Source organism: Stutzerimonas azotifigens DSM 17556 (genome assembly GCF_000425625.1).
Classification (GTDB): Bacteria; Pseudomonadota; Gammaproteobacteria; order Pseudomonadales; family Pseudomonadaceae; genus Stutzerimonas; species Stutzerimonas azotifigens.
The window spans coordinates 46,254-64,237 of record NZ_KE384409.1; the positions used below are offsets into that span (position 1 = coordinate 46,254).

The following is a 17,984-nucleotide window of genomic DNA, read 5'->3' on the forward strand; positions in this document are numbered from 1 at the left end:
GTGACATGAAATTCGGCCTGCTTTGGCATTCCTTTTCATCCGGGAACCTGGGTGTCGGCGCACTGAGCATCTCCAACATGCTGCTCATCGACGAGGCCGCCCGGCGCAAGGGCATCACCCCCGAATTCCTCATCATCGGCTCCTCCGGCCCGTGCGATTACCCGCCGTCGATGGAGCGCTTCAACTACGAGTTCATCGAGTTCAACGAGAAGAGCCTGCTGAAGAGCCCGCACAAGCTGATCAAGGCGATCGGCTCCTGCGACGCCATCTTCGACATCGGCGAAGGCGACAGCTTCTCCGACATCTACGGCAGCAAGCGGCTGATCAAGCTGCTGCTGAGCAAGGGCATGGCGCTGATGGGCCGCGTGCCGCTGATTCTCTCGCCGCAGACCATCGGCCCGTTCAAGTCCGACACCAACGCCAGGGCGGCCGCCTGGGTGATGAAGAAGAGCACCATGGTGTTCGCCCGCGACCACCAGTCCTTCGCGGTGCTCGAGCAGCTCGGCGTGCCGAACCGCGACGAAGTCATCGACGTCGCCTTCGCCCTGCCCTTCGAGCGCGCCAGCGAGATGCGCGCGCCCGGGCGGCTGGCGGTGGGCATCAGCGTCTCGGCGCTGCTGCACCATGGCGGCTACGAAGGCACCGCCAACCAGTTCGGCCTGCGCGCCGACTACAAGGCGCTGACCGACCAGCTGATCGAAGCCCTGCTCGGCCAGGGTCACGAGGTGCACCTGGTGCCGCACGTGATCCCGCTCGGCTTCCCCGCCGAGGACGACTTCGCCATCTCGCAGACACTGCAGCAGCGCCACCCGGCGCTGAAGCTGGCGCCGCGCTTCAAGGGCCCGGTCGAGGCCAAGTCCTACATCAGCGGGCTGGACTTCTTCATCGGCGCGCGCATGCACGCCACCATCGGCGCCTTCTCCGCCGGCGTGCCGGTGGTGCCGCTGGCCTACAGCCGCAAGTTCGCCGGACTCTACGAGTCGCTGGACTACCACCGGGTGGTCGACCTGAAGACCGAGACCACCGAAAGCGCGCTGCAGAAGGTGCTGGCGCATCTCGAGCAACGCGACCGGCTCAAGGCCGAGGTGGAGGCCAGCTCCGAGATCATCCGGCGCAAGCTCGCCGCCTACAGCTACGCCCTCGAGGGCCTGATGACCTCGTTGCGGCAAGGCCAGCCTGCGTACCAGGAATAGGCATGCGCGACCACGCCCTGATGGGAATCACCACCGCGGCCAGGACCGCGGTGGCGCTCGGCACCCTGCTCATCCTGGCGCGCACGCTGGGACCGAGCGACTTCGGCTTCCTTTCCATCGTCATCACCTGGTCGACCATCGTCGCGCTGGTGACCGACTACGGCTTCGGCATGCGCGCGTTGCGCGACATCGGCGCGGAGCGCGAACGGGCCGGGGAAATCATGTCCGCCAGCCTGGCGGCCAAGACCGCGCTGGTGGTGCCGGCCTGCCTGGTGCTGCTGCCGCTGATCCTGTTCGTTTTCGACCTGACCGCCACCGAGCGGGTCGCGGCGATCCTGTTCCTGCTCGGACAGCTGGCCTTCTCCTACGGCGACCTGACGCTGACAGTGTTCCGCAGCATCGGCCAGTTCCACCGCGAAACCCGCATCGTGGTGGTCACCGCGCTGATCCATTTCGCGCTGATCGGGCTGGCCATCCTGCTGCACAACGACATCTTCGCCGTCGGCCTGGCATTCCTCGTCTCGCGGCTGATCTATGCGGTCATGGCCCTGGGCGCGCTGTCACGCCTGGTGCAGCTGGGCGGCATCCTGCGCACGTCGCGCGCGGCGATCACCGACCGCTTCCGCACCTCCACCAGCTTCGCGGTGGACAGCGGCGCGACCAACATCTTCGCCCAGCTGGACGTCATCCTCGTCAACCACCTGGCGGGCCGCGAGGCGGCGGGCATCTACTTCGCCGGTTCGCGGCTGCTGCAGGGCGCGGTGCCGTTCAGCGTGCTGCTGGCCAGCGTGCACATCCCGCGCTTCGCCCACAAGCTGCACCACAACCTGCCCGGGCTGCTGCGCTACGGCGTGCGCATCCTCGGCGAATACGTGCTGATGGGGCTGGTCTTCGCCCTCGCCTTTTACTTCATCGGCCCGCTGTTCACCGACCACTTCCTCGGCGCCGGGTATGCCGAGCTAAACACCCTGTGGCTGGCCTTCGCCTGCTTCACCGCCGCGCGCTTCGTCGCCGCCGGCCTCGGCGTGCAGCTGATGGCCCTCGGCACCGGCTTCCTGCGCACCTTCGGGATCATCGCCTCGGGCGTGATCACGGTGCTCTGCTACTGGCTGTTCATCCCCCGCTACGGCATCCAGGCGGCGCCCTGGGTGTCGACGCTGGGCATGGTCGTGCTGACCCTGATCTACGGGCTGGCGGTGGCGCGGATCTACCGCGGCCGCCGGCAGGCCGCCCCGCACCCCATTCAATCGACGGCCGACACCTCCGATGTCGGCGGCTAAAGGAAAGGCTCGAATGAAAGAGTTACTCAATCGCGTGCTGAAGAACGACCTGTGCAGCGGCTGCGGGATGTGCAGCTCGCTCGCGGACGACGACGCGATCCGGATGCGCATCGGCGCCGACGGCTACCGGCGTCCGTTCCTCAACGCCGAGTACCGCGACAAGCCGGTGGCGGACAAGGCCACCACCGAGACCTTCGGCAAGTCCTGCCCGGCGCTGAACCTGGACATCCGCCCGTACAAGACCGAGCACTACCACCCCATCTGGGGCGAGGTGCTGGAAGCGCGCAAGGGCTACTCGACCGACGCGGAAATCCGCCGCGTGGGGTCCTCCGGCGGGGTGATCTCGGCGCTGGCGCAATACTGCCTGGACAGGGGCCTGGTCGACGGGGTGATCCAGATCCAGGCGTCCGACAGGGACCCGCTGGAAAACGTCGCGGTCATCAGCCGTTCGCGCAACAACATCATCGCGTCCTCGGGTTCGCGCTACGCCCCCGCCTCGCCCGCCGAGGCGCTGAAATGGGTGGCGATGTCCACCGAGAAATACCTGTTCATCGGCAAGCCCTGCGACGTCGGCGCGGTCCGCCAGCTGCAGGCGCACAACCCGCGGCTGAAGGCCAACATCCCCTACATCGTCTCGTTCATGTGCGCCGGCACGCCGAGCCTCGCCGGCACCCACCAGGTGCTGGAAAAGCTCGGCGTGGCGCGCGACGAGGTGACCGCCTTCCGCTACCGCGGCGATGGCTGGCCGGGGCTGACCAAGGCCACGCTGAAGAACGGCGAAGAGAAGACCATGACCTACAACGACTCCTGGGGAAAGGTGCTCAACCGGCACCTGCAGACACGCTGCAAGATCTGCCCCGACGGCATCGGCGAGTTCGCCGACATCGTCTGCGCAGACGGCTGGGAGGGCGATGACAAGGGATATCCATCATTCGAAGAGCGCGAAGGAAACTCTCTGATCCTGATTCGCTCTGAAGTGGGTCGCGAGCTGTTTCGCAACGCAGAGGCCGATGGCGTGGTCAAAAGCGAGAGTTTCGATACCGAAGGCATCTTTGCCATCCAGCCGTTCCAGTACTACCGCCGGACCACCATCCTCCCGCGGTTGCTGGCGATGAAGGTGCTGCTGCTGAAGACGCCGAGCTACAAGGGCTTCGAGCTCGGCAAGGGGATGCGTCGCATCGGGCTGTACCAGAGCTTCAAGGCGTTCACCGGCCTGCTGGTGCGGCGCAAGAAGATCAAGCAGCGCACGCTGGAAACGGCGTGACCGTGCGCAACGCTCAGGGAACCACGACTAGGGATTCAGGTTGGATGCGATGAGCAGTTTTTCTTCCAGATTCTTCTTCCTTCCGCTTCTGGTGCTGGCGATCGTCCTGCACTTTTCCGTCTTCGGCGAAAGCCCGCACAACCCCTATGGCCTGAAAGGGATCAACGAGGCGTATCTGGCGATCTGCCTCGCCTTCACCCTGCTGCTGGTGCTGTCGTCCACCGAGGAGGCTCCGCGCGAGTTCCGCATCCTCATCTACTACTGCGTCTACAGCATCTTCGTATTCACCTTCCTGCCCGCTGTGTTCGCCAAGTACACCTACGGGCAGCCGATCGCCTACGGGCTCATCGAGGAACGGCGGGTGATGTTCTCGCTCGGCTTCGCGCCGCTGCTGTTCCTTGGCAAGCGGGTCACCCCGCTGCAGTTCGAGCGCGGTCTGCTGTATGCCGCGCTGATCGCCGCCTTCCTGTCGTGGTGCTTCAAGTTCGGGGTGATCCCGGACATGCGCACCGAGGTGCGTTCCGACGACCGTCCGGACCGCTCCACCATCGGCCCGCTGCTGCTGTGCATCGCCTACTTCTACTGCATCCAGGTGTGGTCGAAGGGCGCCTCGCCCATCGATGGCGGCAAGCGCAGCAAGAACTTCTTCCTGCTGGTCGCGGCGATCCTGCTGCTGACCCTGGTGTTCGCCACCCAGACCCGCCAGCTGATCGTGCTGTGCCTGGCCTTCACCCTGTTCTGCCTGCGCGCCAAGGCGATCCTGTGGGCCGCCAGCCTGTCGATCCTGCTGTCGCCGTTCTACTTCTATCCGAGCCTGCTGGAAGTGCTCGGCTTCAACGCCGACTTCTACGACAGCACGCTGGAAGGCGACATCGACGAAGGCGTGCGGCCGATAACCATCAACACCATCTTCAGCCATCTGCACGTGGTGAACTGGCTGCCCAGCGGATCGCTGTCGCTGCTTTGGCAGGACGGCTTCGTCCCCTACTTCGGCGAGCACTTCTTCCTGTCCGACGTGGGCATCTTCGGCACCCTGTTCCGCTTCGGCTTCCTCACCTTCCTGATTCTCCCGGTGACCCTGTTCGTCTATCACCGGATCGCCAAGACCATTGCCAGCGACATGAGCTTCATCTACCCGGCGGTACTCGCCATGTTCGTCATCTGGCCGCTCAACGGCCTGATGGAATACGCGCAATCGATGTTCGCCATGTTGTTCGTCATTCACTCACTCAAGGCTCGTCACCTTCGCAGGCAGGAATATATCCATGAACGTCGCGCTTATTCTCAACTACAAGGCAGCTACTGAGACCGTCAGTTGCGCCGAGAGCCTGCTCGCTCACTGCCCGGCGCTGGACCATGTGGTGATCGTCGACAACGACTCGCAGGACGGCTCGGTCGAGGCCCTGAAGGCTTGGCGTGAGGCCAAGGAGCCCACGCGCGCCACCGTGCTCGCCAACCCGGAGAACAACGGCTATGCCGGCGGCAACAACTTCGGCCTGCGCTGGGCGCTGGAGCACCTGGACGTCGAATACTTCTGGGTGGTCAACAACGACACCTACGTCGACTCCGACGCCTTCCAGCCACTGCTCGAGGCGCTGCGCGAGAATGATCGCCAGTTCGTCGGCTCCGCGGTGCTCAGCTCCGACAGCGGCAAGCTCGAATGCTTCGGCGGCGGCAAGCTCTATCCGCTGCTCGGCAAGGCCCGGCTGCTGGGCAAGGGGCAGACGGTCGAGGAGGTGCTGGCCACCGGCGAGCAGCCCGATTACGTGATGGGTTGCAGCCTGGCGTTCTCCGCCGCGCTGATCGAACGGGTCGGCATGATGGACGAGACCTACTTCATGTACTCCGAGGAAGTGGACTGGCAGTTCCGCGCGCGCCGGCACGGCGTGGGCATTCGCGTGGTTCCGCAGAGCCGCGTGTACCACTACGGTTCGCTCGCCTCCAACGGCGGCCGTTCGGCCTTCTACCACTACTACCGCAACCGCGCGGCCACCCGCTTCAACAAGCGCTTCTACGGCCCTGCGTTCGCGCTCGCTTCGGCCTGCTTCCTGTCGGCGATCACGGTCGCCAAGGAAATCCGTCACCCCGCCCTTGCCTGGTCAGGCATCAAGGGTGCTTTCAAGGGAGTAACGATGAGTGTCAAGTGAGACCAACCAGGCATTCGGCGTCCGGTTCTATACCGGCACGAAACAGGCGCTGCTCGCCAGCATCCGCGACGGCGTTCGACAGCCCTACTCCTTCGTGGTGACACCCAACGTGGACCACCTGGTGCTGCTGCAGCGCGATCCGGGCTTCCAGGAAGCCTACGCCCGGGCACGCGTGCGGATCTGCGACAGCCGGATCCTCATGCCCCTGCTCCACTCGCTCGGCGTGGAGGTCGAGGAGGTCATTCCCGGCAGCGACCTGACCGTCGACCTGCTGCGCTGGGCCGACCGCGAGAACTGGCAGCTCGTGCTGATCGGCTCGCGCGAGTCCGAATACCGCAAGCTGCAGGCGCTGTACCCGGGCATCCGCATTCACCACTACGACCCGCCGATGGGCTTCATCGACAAGCCCGAGGAGGTCGAGCGCTGCCTGGCGTTCGTGCGCGAACACCCCTCCGAGCTGGTGTTTTACGCCGTCGGCGCGCCTCGCCAGGAAATCCTCGCCAGCCGCATCGCGCCGCACGAGCGTACCGGCATGGGCTTCTGCATCGGCGCCTCGATCTCGTTCGCCACCGGCAGCATCCGCCGGGCCCCGCTGTGGATGCAGAAGGCGCGCCTGGAATGGCTGCACCGGATGCTCTCCGAGCCGCGACGGCTGGTGAAGCGCTACCTGCAGGACGCGCTGTTCATCGTGCCGGCCTACCTGCGCGAGCGGAGCGGCAAGCAGCACAAGGGCAAGCCGGTGAAGCAGGACAGCTGAGCCGGCGAAGCGAAACAGCGCGACAGGCGGCAGGCCCCGTGAACCCTGCGCTGCACGGGCGGTCTATGCATTCTGTCAGCGGTCAATTCAATGGCAATTGGATATTGCCTTGATGCAGCGACCTGAGGCTCGGGCCCTGCCCCCTCGGTGCTGAACGACCCGCGAGGGACGGATGGGGAACACTCAGCGGCCCGAAGGCAGCAGGGATGCAACGCAGCCGGAATCTCGGTTCCTCTGCGGCGAGGCCTGGCCAGCTGGATATAACAAATCAGAAGGAGAACACATATTGGCTTCCGATGACTTTGGGCAGCCGTTCCGGCCGGTAACGACCGCAACCCGGTTCCTGGCCCGGCCCATTCGCCTCTCGAGCAGGGCCCTCCCGCGCTCGAGCTTCCAACAGAACAACCTTACTCAAGGATGAAACACATGAAAGCACTCTTCGCTCTGACCGTTGCCTCTGCCATTACCCTGCAGGGTTGCGCCTTCGCCCCCGGCCAGTACCTCGACCCGGACGAGTTCAAGGACGGCGCGACCGCCGAAGACGGCACCGTCCAGCTGGTCAGCATCACTCCCGAGATGCTCAAGGACCAGACCGTGGACCGCATGGGCGCCACCGCCAGGCAGGAGCTCCTGTCCTACAAGCCCACCGACTACCGCATCGGTGCCAACGACCTGCTGTACATCACCGTCTGGGATCACCCGGAACTGACCGCGCCCTCTGGCCCGCAGCAGCAGCTGGACGCCAACGGTCGCCTGGTCCGCCCCGACGGCACCCTGTTCTATCCCTACATCGGCAACGTCCGGGCCGCCGGCATGACCATCGAGGAGCTTCGCTCGACCATCGCCAGCCGCCTGCGCAGCTACATCGACAGCCCGCAGGTCGACGTCTCCATCCTGCGTTTCGGCAGCCAGCGCGTGGTGCTCAGCGGTGCGTTCAACACCGCCGGGGAAGTCCCGGTCACCACCGCGCCGATGACCATCACCCAGGCCCTCGGCCAGGCCGGTGTGTCCACCGCCGATGCCGACCTGACCGGCCTGACGCTCAAGCGCGACGGCAAGGAATACCTGCTCGACATCGACTCGCTGAACCGCCCGGATTCCTGGCTGCACCAGGTCTACCTGAAGGACGGCGACCAGCTGCACCTGCCCTACAACGACCAGCGCAAGGTCTACGTCCTGGGTGAGGTGATGATGCCGCAGGCACTGTCCTTCAAGACCACCGCCATGAACCTGATGGACGCCATCGGCACCTCCGGCGGCCTGCGCCAGGAAACCGCCGACGGCGAAGCGGTGTACGTCATCCGCGGTGCGCAGAACATCGCCAACGAGCCGGCGACCGTGTTCCAGCTCAACGCCAAGTCGCCGACCGCGTTCGCGCTGGCCAAGCACTTCCCGCTCCATCCGCAGGACGTGGTGTTCGTCGGTCCGGCCAACATCACCCGTTGGAACCGCTTCATCAGCCAGCTGCTGCCGTCGGCCAGCATCGTCGGCACCGGTGCGGCAGCGGACTACAACCTCTCGCGCTAAGCAACAACGGCTTCGTCCCGACAACCGGCATGCCGCACTCGCAAGAGTCGGCATGCCGGGGGACGCTGCGTGTCGGCAGCCGGCGTTGGCCTGGCTGTCGTGATCGAACGGAATTCGAAGGCCAGCGCTGTCGCTGGCCGATTCGTAGGGCATGCTCGACAGGGCGTTCGCGCCAGGGCGTGAGCACTGACGGATTCGGCGCCAAGCGGCGCCGTCGTCAGCCCCACGGAAACGGTTACAGGGTTACAACCGGCGGAGCGAGCCTTACATGAAGTACCAGATCAAGAAGTGGAGAGTGCTGTTCTGGGTGACCGCAGTGGCGATCCTTTACCTGGGAGTCAAGAGCACACCGAACACGCAACTCTTTCCGGAAGCCGACAAGTTCTACCACTGGCTTGCCTTTTCCGCCCTCACCCTGACCGGCCACATGGCCTTTCGCCGCCTCCCCCTGGCCACGCTGGCCGCCGCGGTGATCACGGTATCGGCCTGCATCGAGCTGTTGCAGATTCTCTCGCCGGACCGCACGACTTCCCTGGCCGACCTCACGGTGAACATCGTCGGCGTGCTGACCGGCCTCGCGGCGATCCAGTTCGTGCACGGCGAGGAGCAGCGGGTCGCGCAGGCGCAGCCCCACGGCAAGCGGCACAAGCGGCGCCATCACCGGCATCGCCGGCCGAGGGAGGAATACCAGGCCCAGGAGGAATACGCCGCCGACCAGGTCGAAGCCGGCTACGTCCTGGACAAGGGCCCCAACTGAACCCGCCCGCCCGGCGAGATGCGATCGTCTCGCCGCGCGCGGAGGGCATCAGCCGCGCTGCACGCCCTCGGCTTCCGCCGCCCTGACCCGGAACCAGGCCGCGTAGAGCGCCGGCAGGAACAGCAGCGTCAGCACGGTGGCCACCACCAGCCCACCCATGATCGCCACCGCCATCGGCCCGAAGAAGATGCTGCGCGACAGCGGGATCATCGCCAGCACCGAGGCCAGCGCGGTCAGCACGATGGGCCGGAAGCGTCGCACCGTGGCATCGACGATGGCCGTGAAGCGGTCGTGCCCGGCGCCGATGTCCTGCTCGATCTGATCGACCAGGATCACCGAGTTGCGCATGATCATGCCCGACAGCGCGATGGTGCCGAGCATGGCGACGAAACCGAACGGCTTGCCGAACAGCAGCAGGAACAGGGTCACGCCGATCAGCCCCAGCGGGGCGGTGAGAAACACCATGGCCGAGCGCGAGAAGCTCTTGAGCTGCACCATCAGCAGCGTCAGCACCACCACGATGAACAGCGGCAGGCCGGCATTGACCGACGCCTGCCCGCGCGCCGAATCCTCCACCGTGCCGCCGACCTCCAGCAGGTAGCCGCTGGGCAGCGCCTGGCGGATCGGCGCCAGCGTCGGCTGGATCTGCGCCACCACGCTGGCCGGCAGCTCGTCGCCATAGATGTCGGCGCGCACCGTCACGGTGGGCAGGCGGTTGCGGTGCCAGATCACCCCTTCCTCGAAGCCGTATTCCAGGGTCGCCACCTGCGACAGCGGCACACTGCGGCCGGATGCGGTGGGGATCGCCAGGCTCGGCAGCATGTTCAGGTCCTGGCGTTCGTCCACCGTGCCGCGCAGCAGGATCTCGATCAGCTCGTCGTCCTCGCGGAACTGGCTGACCCGCGTACCGGTGAAGGTGCGCTGCAGGAACTGCGACAGCTGCGCCGTATCGACGCCCAGCGCCCTCGCCCGCTCCTGGTCGACGTCCAGCCAGACCACCTTGCTCGGCTCCTGCCAGTCCAGGTGCACGTTGGCCACGTGCGGGTTGTCGCGGACCTTCTCGGCGACCTCGCGGGCGAGCCCGCGGACCACGTCGATGTGTTCGCCGGTCACCCGGAACTGCACCGGATAGCCCACCGGCGGGCCGTTCTCCAGCCGCGTCACGCGGCCGCGAACATCCGGGAAGTCCTCGTTCAGGCGCTCGATCAGCCAGCTGCGCAGCGCCTCGCGCTGCTCGATGCTGTCGGCGAGCACCACGAACTGGGCGAAGCTGGTGGCCGGCAGCTGCTGGTCCAGCGGCAGGTAGAAGCGCGGCGAGCCGGTGCCGACGTAGGCCACGTAGTTGTCGATGCCGGTGCGCGCCTGAAGCATCCGCTCCAGCCGCAGGGCAGCTTCCTCGGTGGCCCTCAGCGAGGCCCCTTCGGCCAGCTTTAGGTCCACCATCAGCTCCAGCCGCCCGGACGGCGGGAAGAACTGCTGCGGCACTGCACGGAACAGCACGATGGCCCCGGCGAAGGCCACGATGGTGAGCAGGATCACCGTCTTGCGCCGGCGCACGCACAGGCTCACGACCTGCCGCACGCTCCGGTAGAACGGCGTCGAATAGGGATCGTGCCCCTTCTCCGGGTCGCCGCCGTGCCTGGCGGCGTGACGCTTGGCGAGATCCGGCAGCAGCTTGTCGCCAAGCAGCGGCACGAACAGCACCGCGGCGATCCAGGAGGCCACCAGCGCGAGGGTGACCACCTGGAAGATCGACCGGGTGTATTCGCCGGTGCTGGACTGTGCGGTGGCGATGGGCAGGAAGCCGGCCGCGGTGATCAGGGTGCCGGTGAGCATCGGGAAGGCGGTGCTGGTCCAGGCGAAGCTGGCCGCGCGCAGCCGGTCGAAGCCCTGCTCCATCTTTATCGCCATCATCTCCACCGCGATGATGGCGTCGTCCACCAGCAGCCCGAGCGCCAGAACCAGCGCGCCGAGGGAAATCTTGTGCAGGCCGATGTCCAGGTAATGCATGGCGGTGAAGGTCATCGCCAGCACCAGCGGGATGGTCAGCGCCACCACCAGGCCGGTGCGCAGGCCGAGCGAGAAGAAGCTCACCAGCAGCACGATGACCAGCGCCTCGACCAGCACCCGGACGAACTCGCCGACGCCCGTCTTCACCGCCGCCGGCTGGTCGGACACCTTGCGCAGCTGCATGCCGGCCGGCAGCTCCTCCTGCAGGCGGGCGAACTCGGCCTGCAGCGCTTCGCCGAGGTCGAGGATGTCGCCGCCGCTCTTCATCGACACCGCCAGGCCGATCGCCGGCTCGCCCATGAAGCGCATGCGCGGCGCCGGCGGATCGTTGAAGCCGCGGCTGACCTCGGCGACATCGCCGATGCGGAAGGTGCGGTCATCGACGCGGATGGGGAAGTCGCGGATCTGCTCGACGGTGTCGAAGCGGCCGCTGACGCGCAGTTGCACGCGATCGCTGGGGGTTTCGACGAAGCCGGTGGCGAGCACGGCGTTCTGCGCCTCCAGCGCCTGGCGCACCGCTTCCAGCGACACGCCGAGGGTGGCCAGCTTGGTGTTGGACAGCTCGATCCAGATCTTCTCCTCCTGCAGCCCCACCAGCTCGACCTTGCCCACGTTGGGCACGCGCTGCAGCTGGATCTGCAGGCGGTCGGCGTAGTCCTTGAGCACCGCGTAGTCGAAGCCCTCGCCGGTCAGCGCGTAGATGTTGCCGAAGGTGGTGCCGAACTCGTCGTTGAAGAACGGCCCCTGTACCTCGGGTGGCAGCGTGTGGCGGATGTCGCCGATCTTCTTGCGAATCTGGTACCAGAGCTCGGGAATGTCGCGCGAATGCAGCGCGTCGTTGGCCATGAAGGTGACGTTCGACTCGCCCGGCCGGGAGAAGGAAACGATGCGCTCGTATTCGCCGGTCTCCATCAGCTTCTGCTCGATCCGCTCGGTCACCTGGCGCGACACCTCCTCGGCGGAGGCCCCGGGCCAGTTGGTGCGGATCACCATGGCCTTGAAGGTGAACGGCGGGTCCTCGCTCTGGCCGAGCTCGCCGTACGACAGCGCCCCGACCACCGCCAGCAGCAGCATGGCGTAGAGCACGATCTGCCGGTTGTGCAGCGCCCACGCGGACAGGTTGAACTTCATGGCCGCGCCTCCACCGCCCCGACCGCGACCGGGCGGTTGTCACGGTCGACCGGGCGCACCGCCTGGCCTTCGTGCAGCATGTGCACGCCGGCGAGCACCACCCAGTCCTGCGGCGCCAGCCCCTCGAGCACCGGCACGCGCTGTTCGCCGTAGGGGCCTGTGCGCACCGTCGCCTGCTCCAGCGTGCCGTCGTCCTTCACCCGCCAGACGAAGGTGCGGTCGCCATCGGCGCTCAGCGCCGACAGCGGCACCGACAGCGCCACCTCGCCGTCGTGCGCGGCGAACACCCGGGCGCTCTGCCCGAGGTCGGCCGGCGCCTGCTCGGTGAACGCCACCCGCGCCTGATAGGTGCGGGTGCGCGCATCGGCCGCCGGCGACAGCTCGCGGATGCTGCCGGCATAGCGCTGGCCGGGCCGCGACCAGAGCTCCACCGACACCGCCTGGCCGAGCCGGTAGAGATCCACCGAGTGCTCGGGCAGCGCGATCACCACCTCCCGCTCGCCGTCGGCGGCGAGCACGAACACGCTCTGTCCGGCGGCGACCACCTGCCCTACCTCGGCCAGGCGCTGGACGATCACGCCGTCGCGGTTCGCGCGCAGCACCGCGTAGTCCACCTGGTTGCGGGCGACGTCCAGCTCGGCGCGGGCCTGCTTCAGCCGCGCCTCGGCGGCGCGGTACTGATTGTCCGCACTGTCGTACTGCGAGCGGCTGGCCAGCTGCCGGTCGAGCAGCGTCCTGTAGCGCTCGCGCTCGGCGCGGGCGACCCGCAGGTTGGCTTCCGCCGCCGCCACCTGCGCCTGCACGCCGTCCAGCTGCAGGCGCACGTCCTGCGGATCGAGCCGGGCCAGCGGCTGGTTCTCGCGAACGTGCTCGCCGACCTCCACCAGCCGCTCGACGATCTTGCCGCCGATACGGAATGCCAGCTCCGGCTCGTAGCGCGCCCGCACCTCGCCCGCATAGCTCACCATCGCCTCGCTGGCCGGCTGCGGATGCACCACCATCACCGGTCGCGGCTGCGGCGCCGCGGGTTCTTCGGCCGTGCAGGCGGCCAGCGTCAGGGCGCAGGCGAACAGCCCGGCAAGCGGCAACAAGGGGCGAAACATGAGAAAGTCCCTCTCGTCAGAGCGGTTTTGATTAACTGAACCGCCGGGTATAGTAAAAATCGCGTACCAGCCAGTCCAGTATTAAAAGATGACCGACAGAGACAGTTCCCCGACCGCCGCCAGCCCGGGCCGACCGAAAGACCCGGCCAAACGCGAAGCCATCCTCAACGCCGCCAAGACGCTGTTTCTCGGAAACGGCTACGAAGCCAGCAGCATGGAGGCCATCGCCGCGGAGGCCGGGGTCTCGAAGCTGACGCTCTACAGTCATTTCAAGGACAAGGAGGCGCTGTTCTGCGCGGCGGTGCAGGCGACCTGCGAGAACCGCCTGCCGCGCGAGCTGTTCTCGCCCGCCCCGGGCATGCCCATCGACCAGGCGCTGCGCGAGCTCGGCGAAGCCTTCTGGCGGCTGCTCAGCAGCCCGGAATCGGTCGGCCTGCACCGCATCATGGTGGCCACGGGCGCGACCACGCCGCAGCTGTCGCGACTGTTCTACGAAGCCGGCCCGCAGCAGGTGCTCGACGAGACCCGCGCCCTGCTCGACCGGGCCTGCGCCGCCGGCCAGCTGGCGATCGACGACCGCACCCGCGCCGCCGAGCATTTCTGCTCGCTGATCAAGGGCATCAATCACTTCCACCAGTTGATCGGCTATGCGCCGCCGCTGGACGACGCGGCGATGCAGGCGCACGTCGCCGACGTGGTGGCGCTTTTCGTACGCGCCTACGCGCCGGGCTGAGCCGCCCCCTCAGCCCGCCAGCCTGCGCTTGGGATAGATGTCGTAGCGGCTGGACTTGCCCTCCAGGCCGTAGCCCGGCTTCGCCCCGTCGATCGCCGGCGCCTTGCGCGGGCGCTTGACCACCACCCGGTGGCTGGCCAGCGCCAGCGCCGCCTCCAGCAGCGCGGGCGCGTCGTCGTCATCGCCGACGAAGGGGCGGAACAGGCGCATCTCCTTCTTCACCAGGGCCGACTTGTCGCGGTGCGGGAACATCGGGTCGAGGTAGATCACCTGCGGGGCCTCGCCGCTCCATTCGCGCATCAACTCGATGGCATTGCCCTGGCGCAGCGTCATTCGCGCAACGATGGGGGCGACTTCGGCAGCCGCGGCCGCCCGTTCCAGGCCGTCCTGAAGCAGCGCCGCGACCACCGGGTTGCGCTCGATCAGCTCGACCCGGCAGCCCAGGGTGGCGAGCACGAAGCCGTCGCGCCCGAGGCCGGCAGTCGCATCCAGCACCTGCGGTCGGACTCCCGGCTGCACGCCCACCGCCTTGGCGATCATCTGCCCGCTGCCGCCGCCGAACTGGCGCCGGTGCGCGACCGCACCCTCGACGAAGTCCACCCGCACCGGTCCGGGCGCGTCGGGCTCCAGGGCCTGCAACTGCAGGCCGCCCTCGCCGACCTGCAGGGCAAACTCCGCGTCCGGCCGGTCCAGCGGCACGCCCAGCCGGGCGGCCCAGGCACGGGCCCGTTCGTCGTAGGCGGGATGAAGCGACTGCAGGGTAAGCACGGGGCTGGACGCGATCATGGGACGGCTCGGAGCAAGGACCCGCGCATTCTGCCAGAGCGCGCCGCCCGCCAGTTCAACGACAGGTGCGGAAGCCGCCCATGTCGACGTGGAAATGGTCGTGGTGCGCCGCGTTGTACTCGGGCCCGAGGGTGATGTTGAAGGCGCGGCAGGCCGCCTTGTGTACTTCACGCAGGAAGCGCGCCTTGTCGCCCTCGCCGCGCCAGTCGCGCGCCACCGTGATGCGCGTGCCGTCGGCGAGGCGAAAGCCGGCCAGGTCCAGGGCATTGGCGGTGGCGTGCTGGCTGCGCCTGTTGCTGCGCGCGATGTTGCGGCAGGCGAAGCTGCCGAAGTGCTCGACGCGCGCGACCGGCTGGCCGAACACCGCCTGCGCCGCCGGCTGCAGGCCATGGCGCTCGAACAGCACGTAGGCGGCCGCCAGCGGGCAGGTGGCGAGGAAGGCGCTGTTGAAGCGCACCTCCGAGCCACGGATGCGCACGGTGTTCTCCAGCGGGCAGGTCGGCTCCGGCTGGCTGTCCGGGACTGCCTGGTAGTCGAGGTCCGAAGTGGCCAGCGCCTGCTCGCACAGCGCCCGGTCGCCCTCCAGCAGGCGCAGCTTGAAGCCGGTCAGCAGGTTCGGCGGCTCGCGCAGGTCCAGCGGCGCCCAGGGGTTCCAGCGATCGGGGACCTGCACGAAGCCCCGCCACACGGCGAAGGCGAAGCCGGCGGCAAGCAGGATCAGGACGAGAAGGAAGCGGCCGAAGGTCATATCCATGAGGCAACCCGGAGGCGCCGGGGTTGCTTCAGTCAGCGAGAAAATCGAGCTGGGTGGCGCGGGCTTCCGGCCAGCCGGTCAGCGCCGGCAGCCCGGGAAGGCGCTCGGCGAGCAGTTGGTGGAAGCGCCGAGCCAGCAAGGGCGCGAAGCGGTTGTCGGCCATGTGCAGGTAGACGTGCGGCGTCAGCCCGGCTTCCAGCCATTCGGCGACCTTGGCCAGCCAGGGCTGGAGGAAGTGGTCGTTGGCCTCCAGTTCCGGATGGCCGACGAAGCGCAGCTGCGGCTGCTCGCTGAAGGCGGTGGGCCGCACCGGCAGACGCGGCTTGCGGGTCTGCGCCTCGATCACCGCGGGATCGGCCGAGCGGCTGCTGAACAGTGCGCGGGTGTCGAGGCAGATCCGCTCGACCCCGTGATCACGCAGCAGGCGGTTGAGCCCCCGCTCCTCCTCGCCACGCGCGAAGAACGCGGGATGGCGCACTTCCAGCGCCAGCGGACGTGACACCCGCTGGAACACCGCCACCAGCTCGGCCATCCGCGGCGGGCCGAAGTTCGCCGGCAGCTGCAGCCAGAGCGGCGTCACCCGCTCGCCCAGCGGCGCGAGCAGCGCCTCGAAGACGTCCAGCCCGTCGAGCAGCGGGCGCAGGTCGGGAGCGTGGCTGATATCGCGCGGCACCTTGGCGCAGAAGCGGAATCCGGCCGGCATCTCGTCGGCCCAACGGCGCACCGTGTCGGCCTGCGGCCAGGCGTAGAAGGTGGTGTTGCCCTCGACGGTGTTGAACACCTGGGCATAGCCGGCGAGAAAGCGCGTGCTGGGAAGATCGTCGGGAAAAAGCGAGCCGCGCCAACCCGCGTCACCCCATCCGGGACAGCCGAGGTAGTACGGCAGGCTCACGGCTCAGGCGTAGAGGTCGAGGCCCAGGACCTCGTTGGCGTCGATGTCCCGCGCCAGGCTGGCGGTGGTGCTGTAGCTCGCCAGCGCCTGGGCGGCGCGGCTGGTCAGCGGGCGCTCGACGGGCTCCTGGACGAAGCGTGCGGGAAAATATTCGTTCTGCAGCTCGGCCCCGGGCTGGCTCGGGTCAGGCTGGCGGATGTAGGGCTCGCGCTCGAACCCCTGGCTGGCCGCGGTCGAATCGGCGGCCGGTTGCTGGCGCTGCTCCTCGACGGCGCGCTGGCTTTCCCGATAGGGCGTGACCGCGCTGCCGGGGCGGGCAGGACGTTCGAGGGGATAGGCGGAAGTGGATAGGCCGTCGATGCGCATCAGTCAAACCATTCGATAACCGCGACACTCTAGTGTGACGCCAGAGACTTGGCAACGTTCGCCCGGCGCCTGGTCAGACGCCATGTCGCTCACCTGAAAGCTCGCCACCGGATCGGACCCAAATGCCCCTCATCCGGCCCTGCGGGCCACCTTCTCCCGGGGGAGAAGGGAAAAGCCTGCGGCACCGACAATCCCTGTAGGAGCAGACTCTGCCTGCGCCCCAAACATCGCCCCGAGGGCGGGCCTCCCACAAAGCAGGTAGCACTCCCACCACCTATGGGAGGCGCGCCCTCGCGGCGACATCGCTGGCCATGGTTCTTCGTAGGAGCGGCCTTGGCCGCAAATGGGGTTGGAACTCGTTCGCGGTCGAGACCGCTCCCGCGCAAAGCGCATCGCCCCGAGGGCGGGCCTCCCACAAAAACAGCGGTGCCGCGTCGGACCTGTGGGAGGCCGCGCCCGTTCCCGACGGGCTTGCGGCATTCACCACATCCTTGTGGATTGCGCGCCCTCGCGGCGATGCAGGCCGCAGGCCTGCCCGGTCAGCCGGTCTTCTTCGGCGTCGCCACGTTGTCGCGCAGGTAAACCGGCTGCGCCTGCTCGGCGGCCACCGCCTCGCCGCGTGCCCAGGCGCGTTCGGCCAGCAGCAGCAGGTCCTCGGCTGCCGGCAACAGGGCCGCGTCCTGCGCGCCCACGCGCACCGGCATGCGTGCGGCATGGCACCAGCCGGTGCCGGCGCCGAACCACTCGCCGGCAGCGTCGCGCGGCAGGCTCACCTGCTCCGGCGGCAGCACCGCCTCGATGCCGGCCAGGCGCATTTCGCCACCCTCGTCGCGGTAGCAGCCCCAGTACACCTCGTCCATCCGCGCATCGATCGCCGCGGCCACGGCGGTCGCGCCGTGTTCGCGCCGCGCGCGCTGGGCGATGGTCGCCAGGTTGGAGATCGGCAGCACCGGGCGCTCCAGCGCGAAGGCCAGCCCCTGCACCACGCCGATGGCGATCCGCACGCCGGTGAAGGCGCCAGGGCCGCGTCCGAAGGCGATGGCGTCGAGCGCCGAGAGCGGCACGCCGGCCTCGGCCAGCAACGTCTGAACCATCGGCAGCAGGCGCTGGGCATGCAGCCGCGGGATGACCTCGTAATGGCTGGACACCCGCCCCTCGTGCAGCAGCGCGACGGAGCAGGCTTCGGTGGCGGTATCGAGGGCCAGCAGGGTGGTCATCGGCGGTTCCGGTCGGTGAAAAAGGGCGGCGATTGTACCTCAGCGTCGCCGGCACAAACGAAAACGG

16 protein-coding genes are annotated in these 17,984 nt (G+C 67.8%); 9 read left to right on the plus strand and 7 right to left on the minus strand.

Annotated features, from left to right (window positions below; genetic code table 11):
* Nucleotides 1-5 precede the first annotated feature (5 nt).
* The 8 genes from H610_RS0112150 to H610_RS0112185 all read left to right on the plus strand — a co-directional run bounded on the left by H610_RS0112150 (nt 6) and on the right by H610_RS0112185 (nt 8,925).
* Nucleotides 6-1,193: a polysaccharide pyruvyl transferase family protein gene (locus H610_RS0112150; RefSeq protein WP_028239919.1), complete on the plus strand. Its 1,188-nt coding sequence runs from the start codon at nt 6-8 to the stop codon at nt 1,191-1,193.
* Nucleotides 1,194-1,195: 2 nt separating this feature from the next.
* Nucleotides 1,196-2,473 (plus strand): oligosaccharide flippase family protein, encoded by a 1,278-nt coding sequence (locus H610_RS23830; RefSeq protein ID WP_051231720.1) that lies wholly within the window; start codon nt 1,196-1,198, stop codon nt 2,471-2,473.
* A 13-nt stretch (nt 2,474-2,486) separates the two neighbouring features.
* A complete protein-coding gene (locus tag H610_RS0112160; RefSeq protein WP_028239920.1) occupies nt 2,487-3,737 on the plus strand; it encodes a Coenzyme F420 hydrogenase/dehydrogenase, beta subunit C-terminal domain in 1,251 nt (416 codons plus the stop codon).
* A gap of 49 nt (nt 3,738-3,786) precedes the next feature.
* Nucleotides 3,787-5,043, plus strand: coding sequence for a hypothetical protein (locus H610_RS0112165; RefSeq protein ID WP_028239921.1), 1,257 nt, complete (start codon nt 3,787-3,789; stop codon nt 5,041-5,043).
* Nucleotides 5,003-5,884: a glycosyltransferase family 2 protein gene (locus tag H610_RS0112170; RefSeq protein WP_028239922.1), complete on the plus strand. Its 882-nt coding sequence runs from the start codon at nt 5,003-5,005 to the stop codon at nt 5,882-5,884. Before H610_RS0112165 ends, H610_RS0112170 begins: the two co-directional genes overlap by 41 nt.
* A complete protein-coding gene (locus H610_RS0112175) occupies nt 5,874-6,641 on the plus strand; it encodes a WecB/TagA/CpsF family glycosyltransferase (RefSeq protein ID WP_028239923.1) in 768 nt (255 codons plus the stop codon). Before H610_RS0112170 ends, H610_RS0112175 begins: the two co-directional genes overlap by 11 nt.
* Before the next feature lie 426 nt (nt 6,642-7,067).
* On the plus strand, nt 7,068-8,168 hold the full coding sequence (locus tag H610_RS0112180) for a polysaccharide biosynthesis/export family protein (RefSeq protein WP_028239924.1): 1,101 nt from the start codon (nt 7,068-7,070) through the stop codon (nt 8,166-8,168).
* Nucleotides 8,169-8,436: 268 nt separating this feature from the next.
* The gene (locus H610_RS0112185) at nt 8,437-8,925 is read left to right on the plus strand and encodes a VanZ family protein (RefSeq protein ID WP_028239925.1); all 489 of its coding nucleotides are present in this window, start codon (nt 8,437-8,439) and stop codon (nt 8,923-8,925) included.
* A 48-nt stretch (nt 8,926-8,973) separates the two neighbouring features.
* On the opposite strand, the gene H610_RS0112190 is transcribed toward H610_RS0112185, so the two are convergent.
* Nucleotides 8,974-12,066 (minus strand): efflux RND transporter permease subunit, encoded by a 3,093-nt coding sequence (locus H610_RS0112190; protein WP_028239926.1) that lies wholly within the window; start codon nt 12,064-12,066, stop codon nt 8,974-8,976.
* Entirely contained in the window at nt 12,063-13,169 is a 1,107-nt protein-coding gene (locus H610_RS0112195) for an efflux RND transporter periplasmic adaptor subunit (RefSeq protein ID WP_028239927.1), read from the minus strand. The genes H610_RS0112190 and H610_RS0112195 overlap by 4 nt, the downstream gene beginning before the upstream one ends.
* Nucleotides 13,170-13,257: 88 nt before the next feature.
* Between H610_RS0112195 and H610_RS0112200 the strand changes: the two genes are divergently transcribed.
* Complete coding sequence (locus H610_RS0112200) at nt 13,258-13,902, plus strand: TetR/AcrR family transcriptional regulator (protein WP_028239928.1); 645 nt, start codon at nt 13,258-13,260, stop codon at nt 13,900-13,902.
* A gap of 9 nt (nt 13,903-13,911) precedes the next feature.
* On the opposite strand, the gene H610_RS0112205 is transcribed toward H610_RS0112200, so the two are convergent.
* The 5 genes from H610_RS0112205 to tsaB form a co-directional block, all read right to left on the minus strand.
* Nucleotides 13,912-14,688, minus strand: coding sequence for a class I SAM-dependent methyltransferase (locus H610_RS0112205; protein WP_028239929.1), 777 nt, complete (start codon nt 14,686-14,688; stop codon nt 13,912-13,914).
* 55 nt (nt 14,689-14,743) lie between these two features.
* The gene (locus tag H610_RS0112210) at nt 14,744-15,436 is read right to left on the minus strand and encodes an extensin-like domain-containing protein (RefSeq protein ID WP_028239930.1); all 693 of its coding nucleotides are present in this window, start codon (nt 15,434-15,436) and stop codon (nt 14,744-14,746) included.
* Nucleotides 15,437-15,470: 34 nt separating this feature from the next.
* The gene (locus H610_RS0112215; RefSeq protein ID WP_028239931.1) at nt 15,471-16,334 is read right to left on the minus strand and encodes a DUF72 domain-containing protein; all 864 of its coding nucleotides are present in this window, start codon (nt 16,332-16,334) and stop codon (nt 15,471-15,473) included.
* A 3-nt stretch (nt 16,335-16,337) separates the two neighbouring features.
* Nucleotides 16,338-16,700, minus strand: a complete 363-nt coding sequence (locus H610_RS0112220; RefSeq protein ID WP_028239932.1) for a hypothetical protein — start codon at nt 16,698-16,700, stop codon at nt 16,338-16,340.
* 539 nt (nt 16,701-17,239) lie between these two features.
* The gene (gene tsaB, locus H610_RS0112225; RefSeq protein WP_028239933.1) at nt 17,240-17,917 is read right to left on the minus strand and encodes a tRNA (adenosine(37)-N6)-threonylcarbamoyltransferase complex dimerization subunit type 1 TsaB; all 678 of its coding nucleotides are present in this window, start codon (nt 17,915-17,917) and stop codon (nt 17,240-17,242) included.
* Nucleotides 17,918-17,984: the final 67 nt, after the last annotated feature.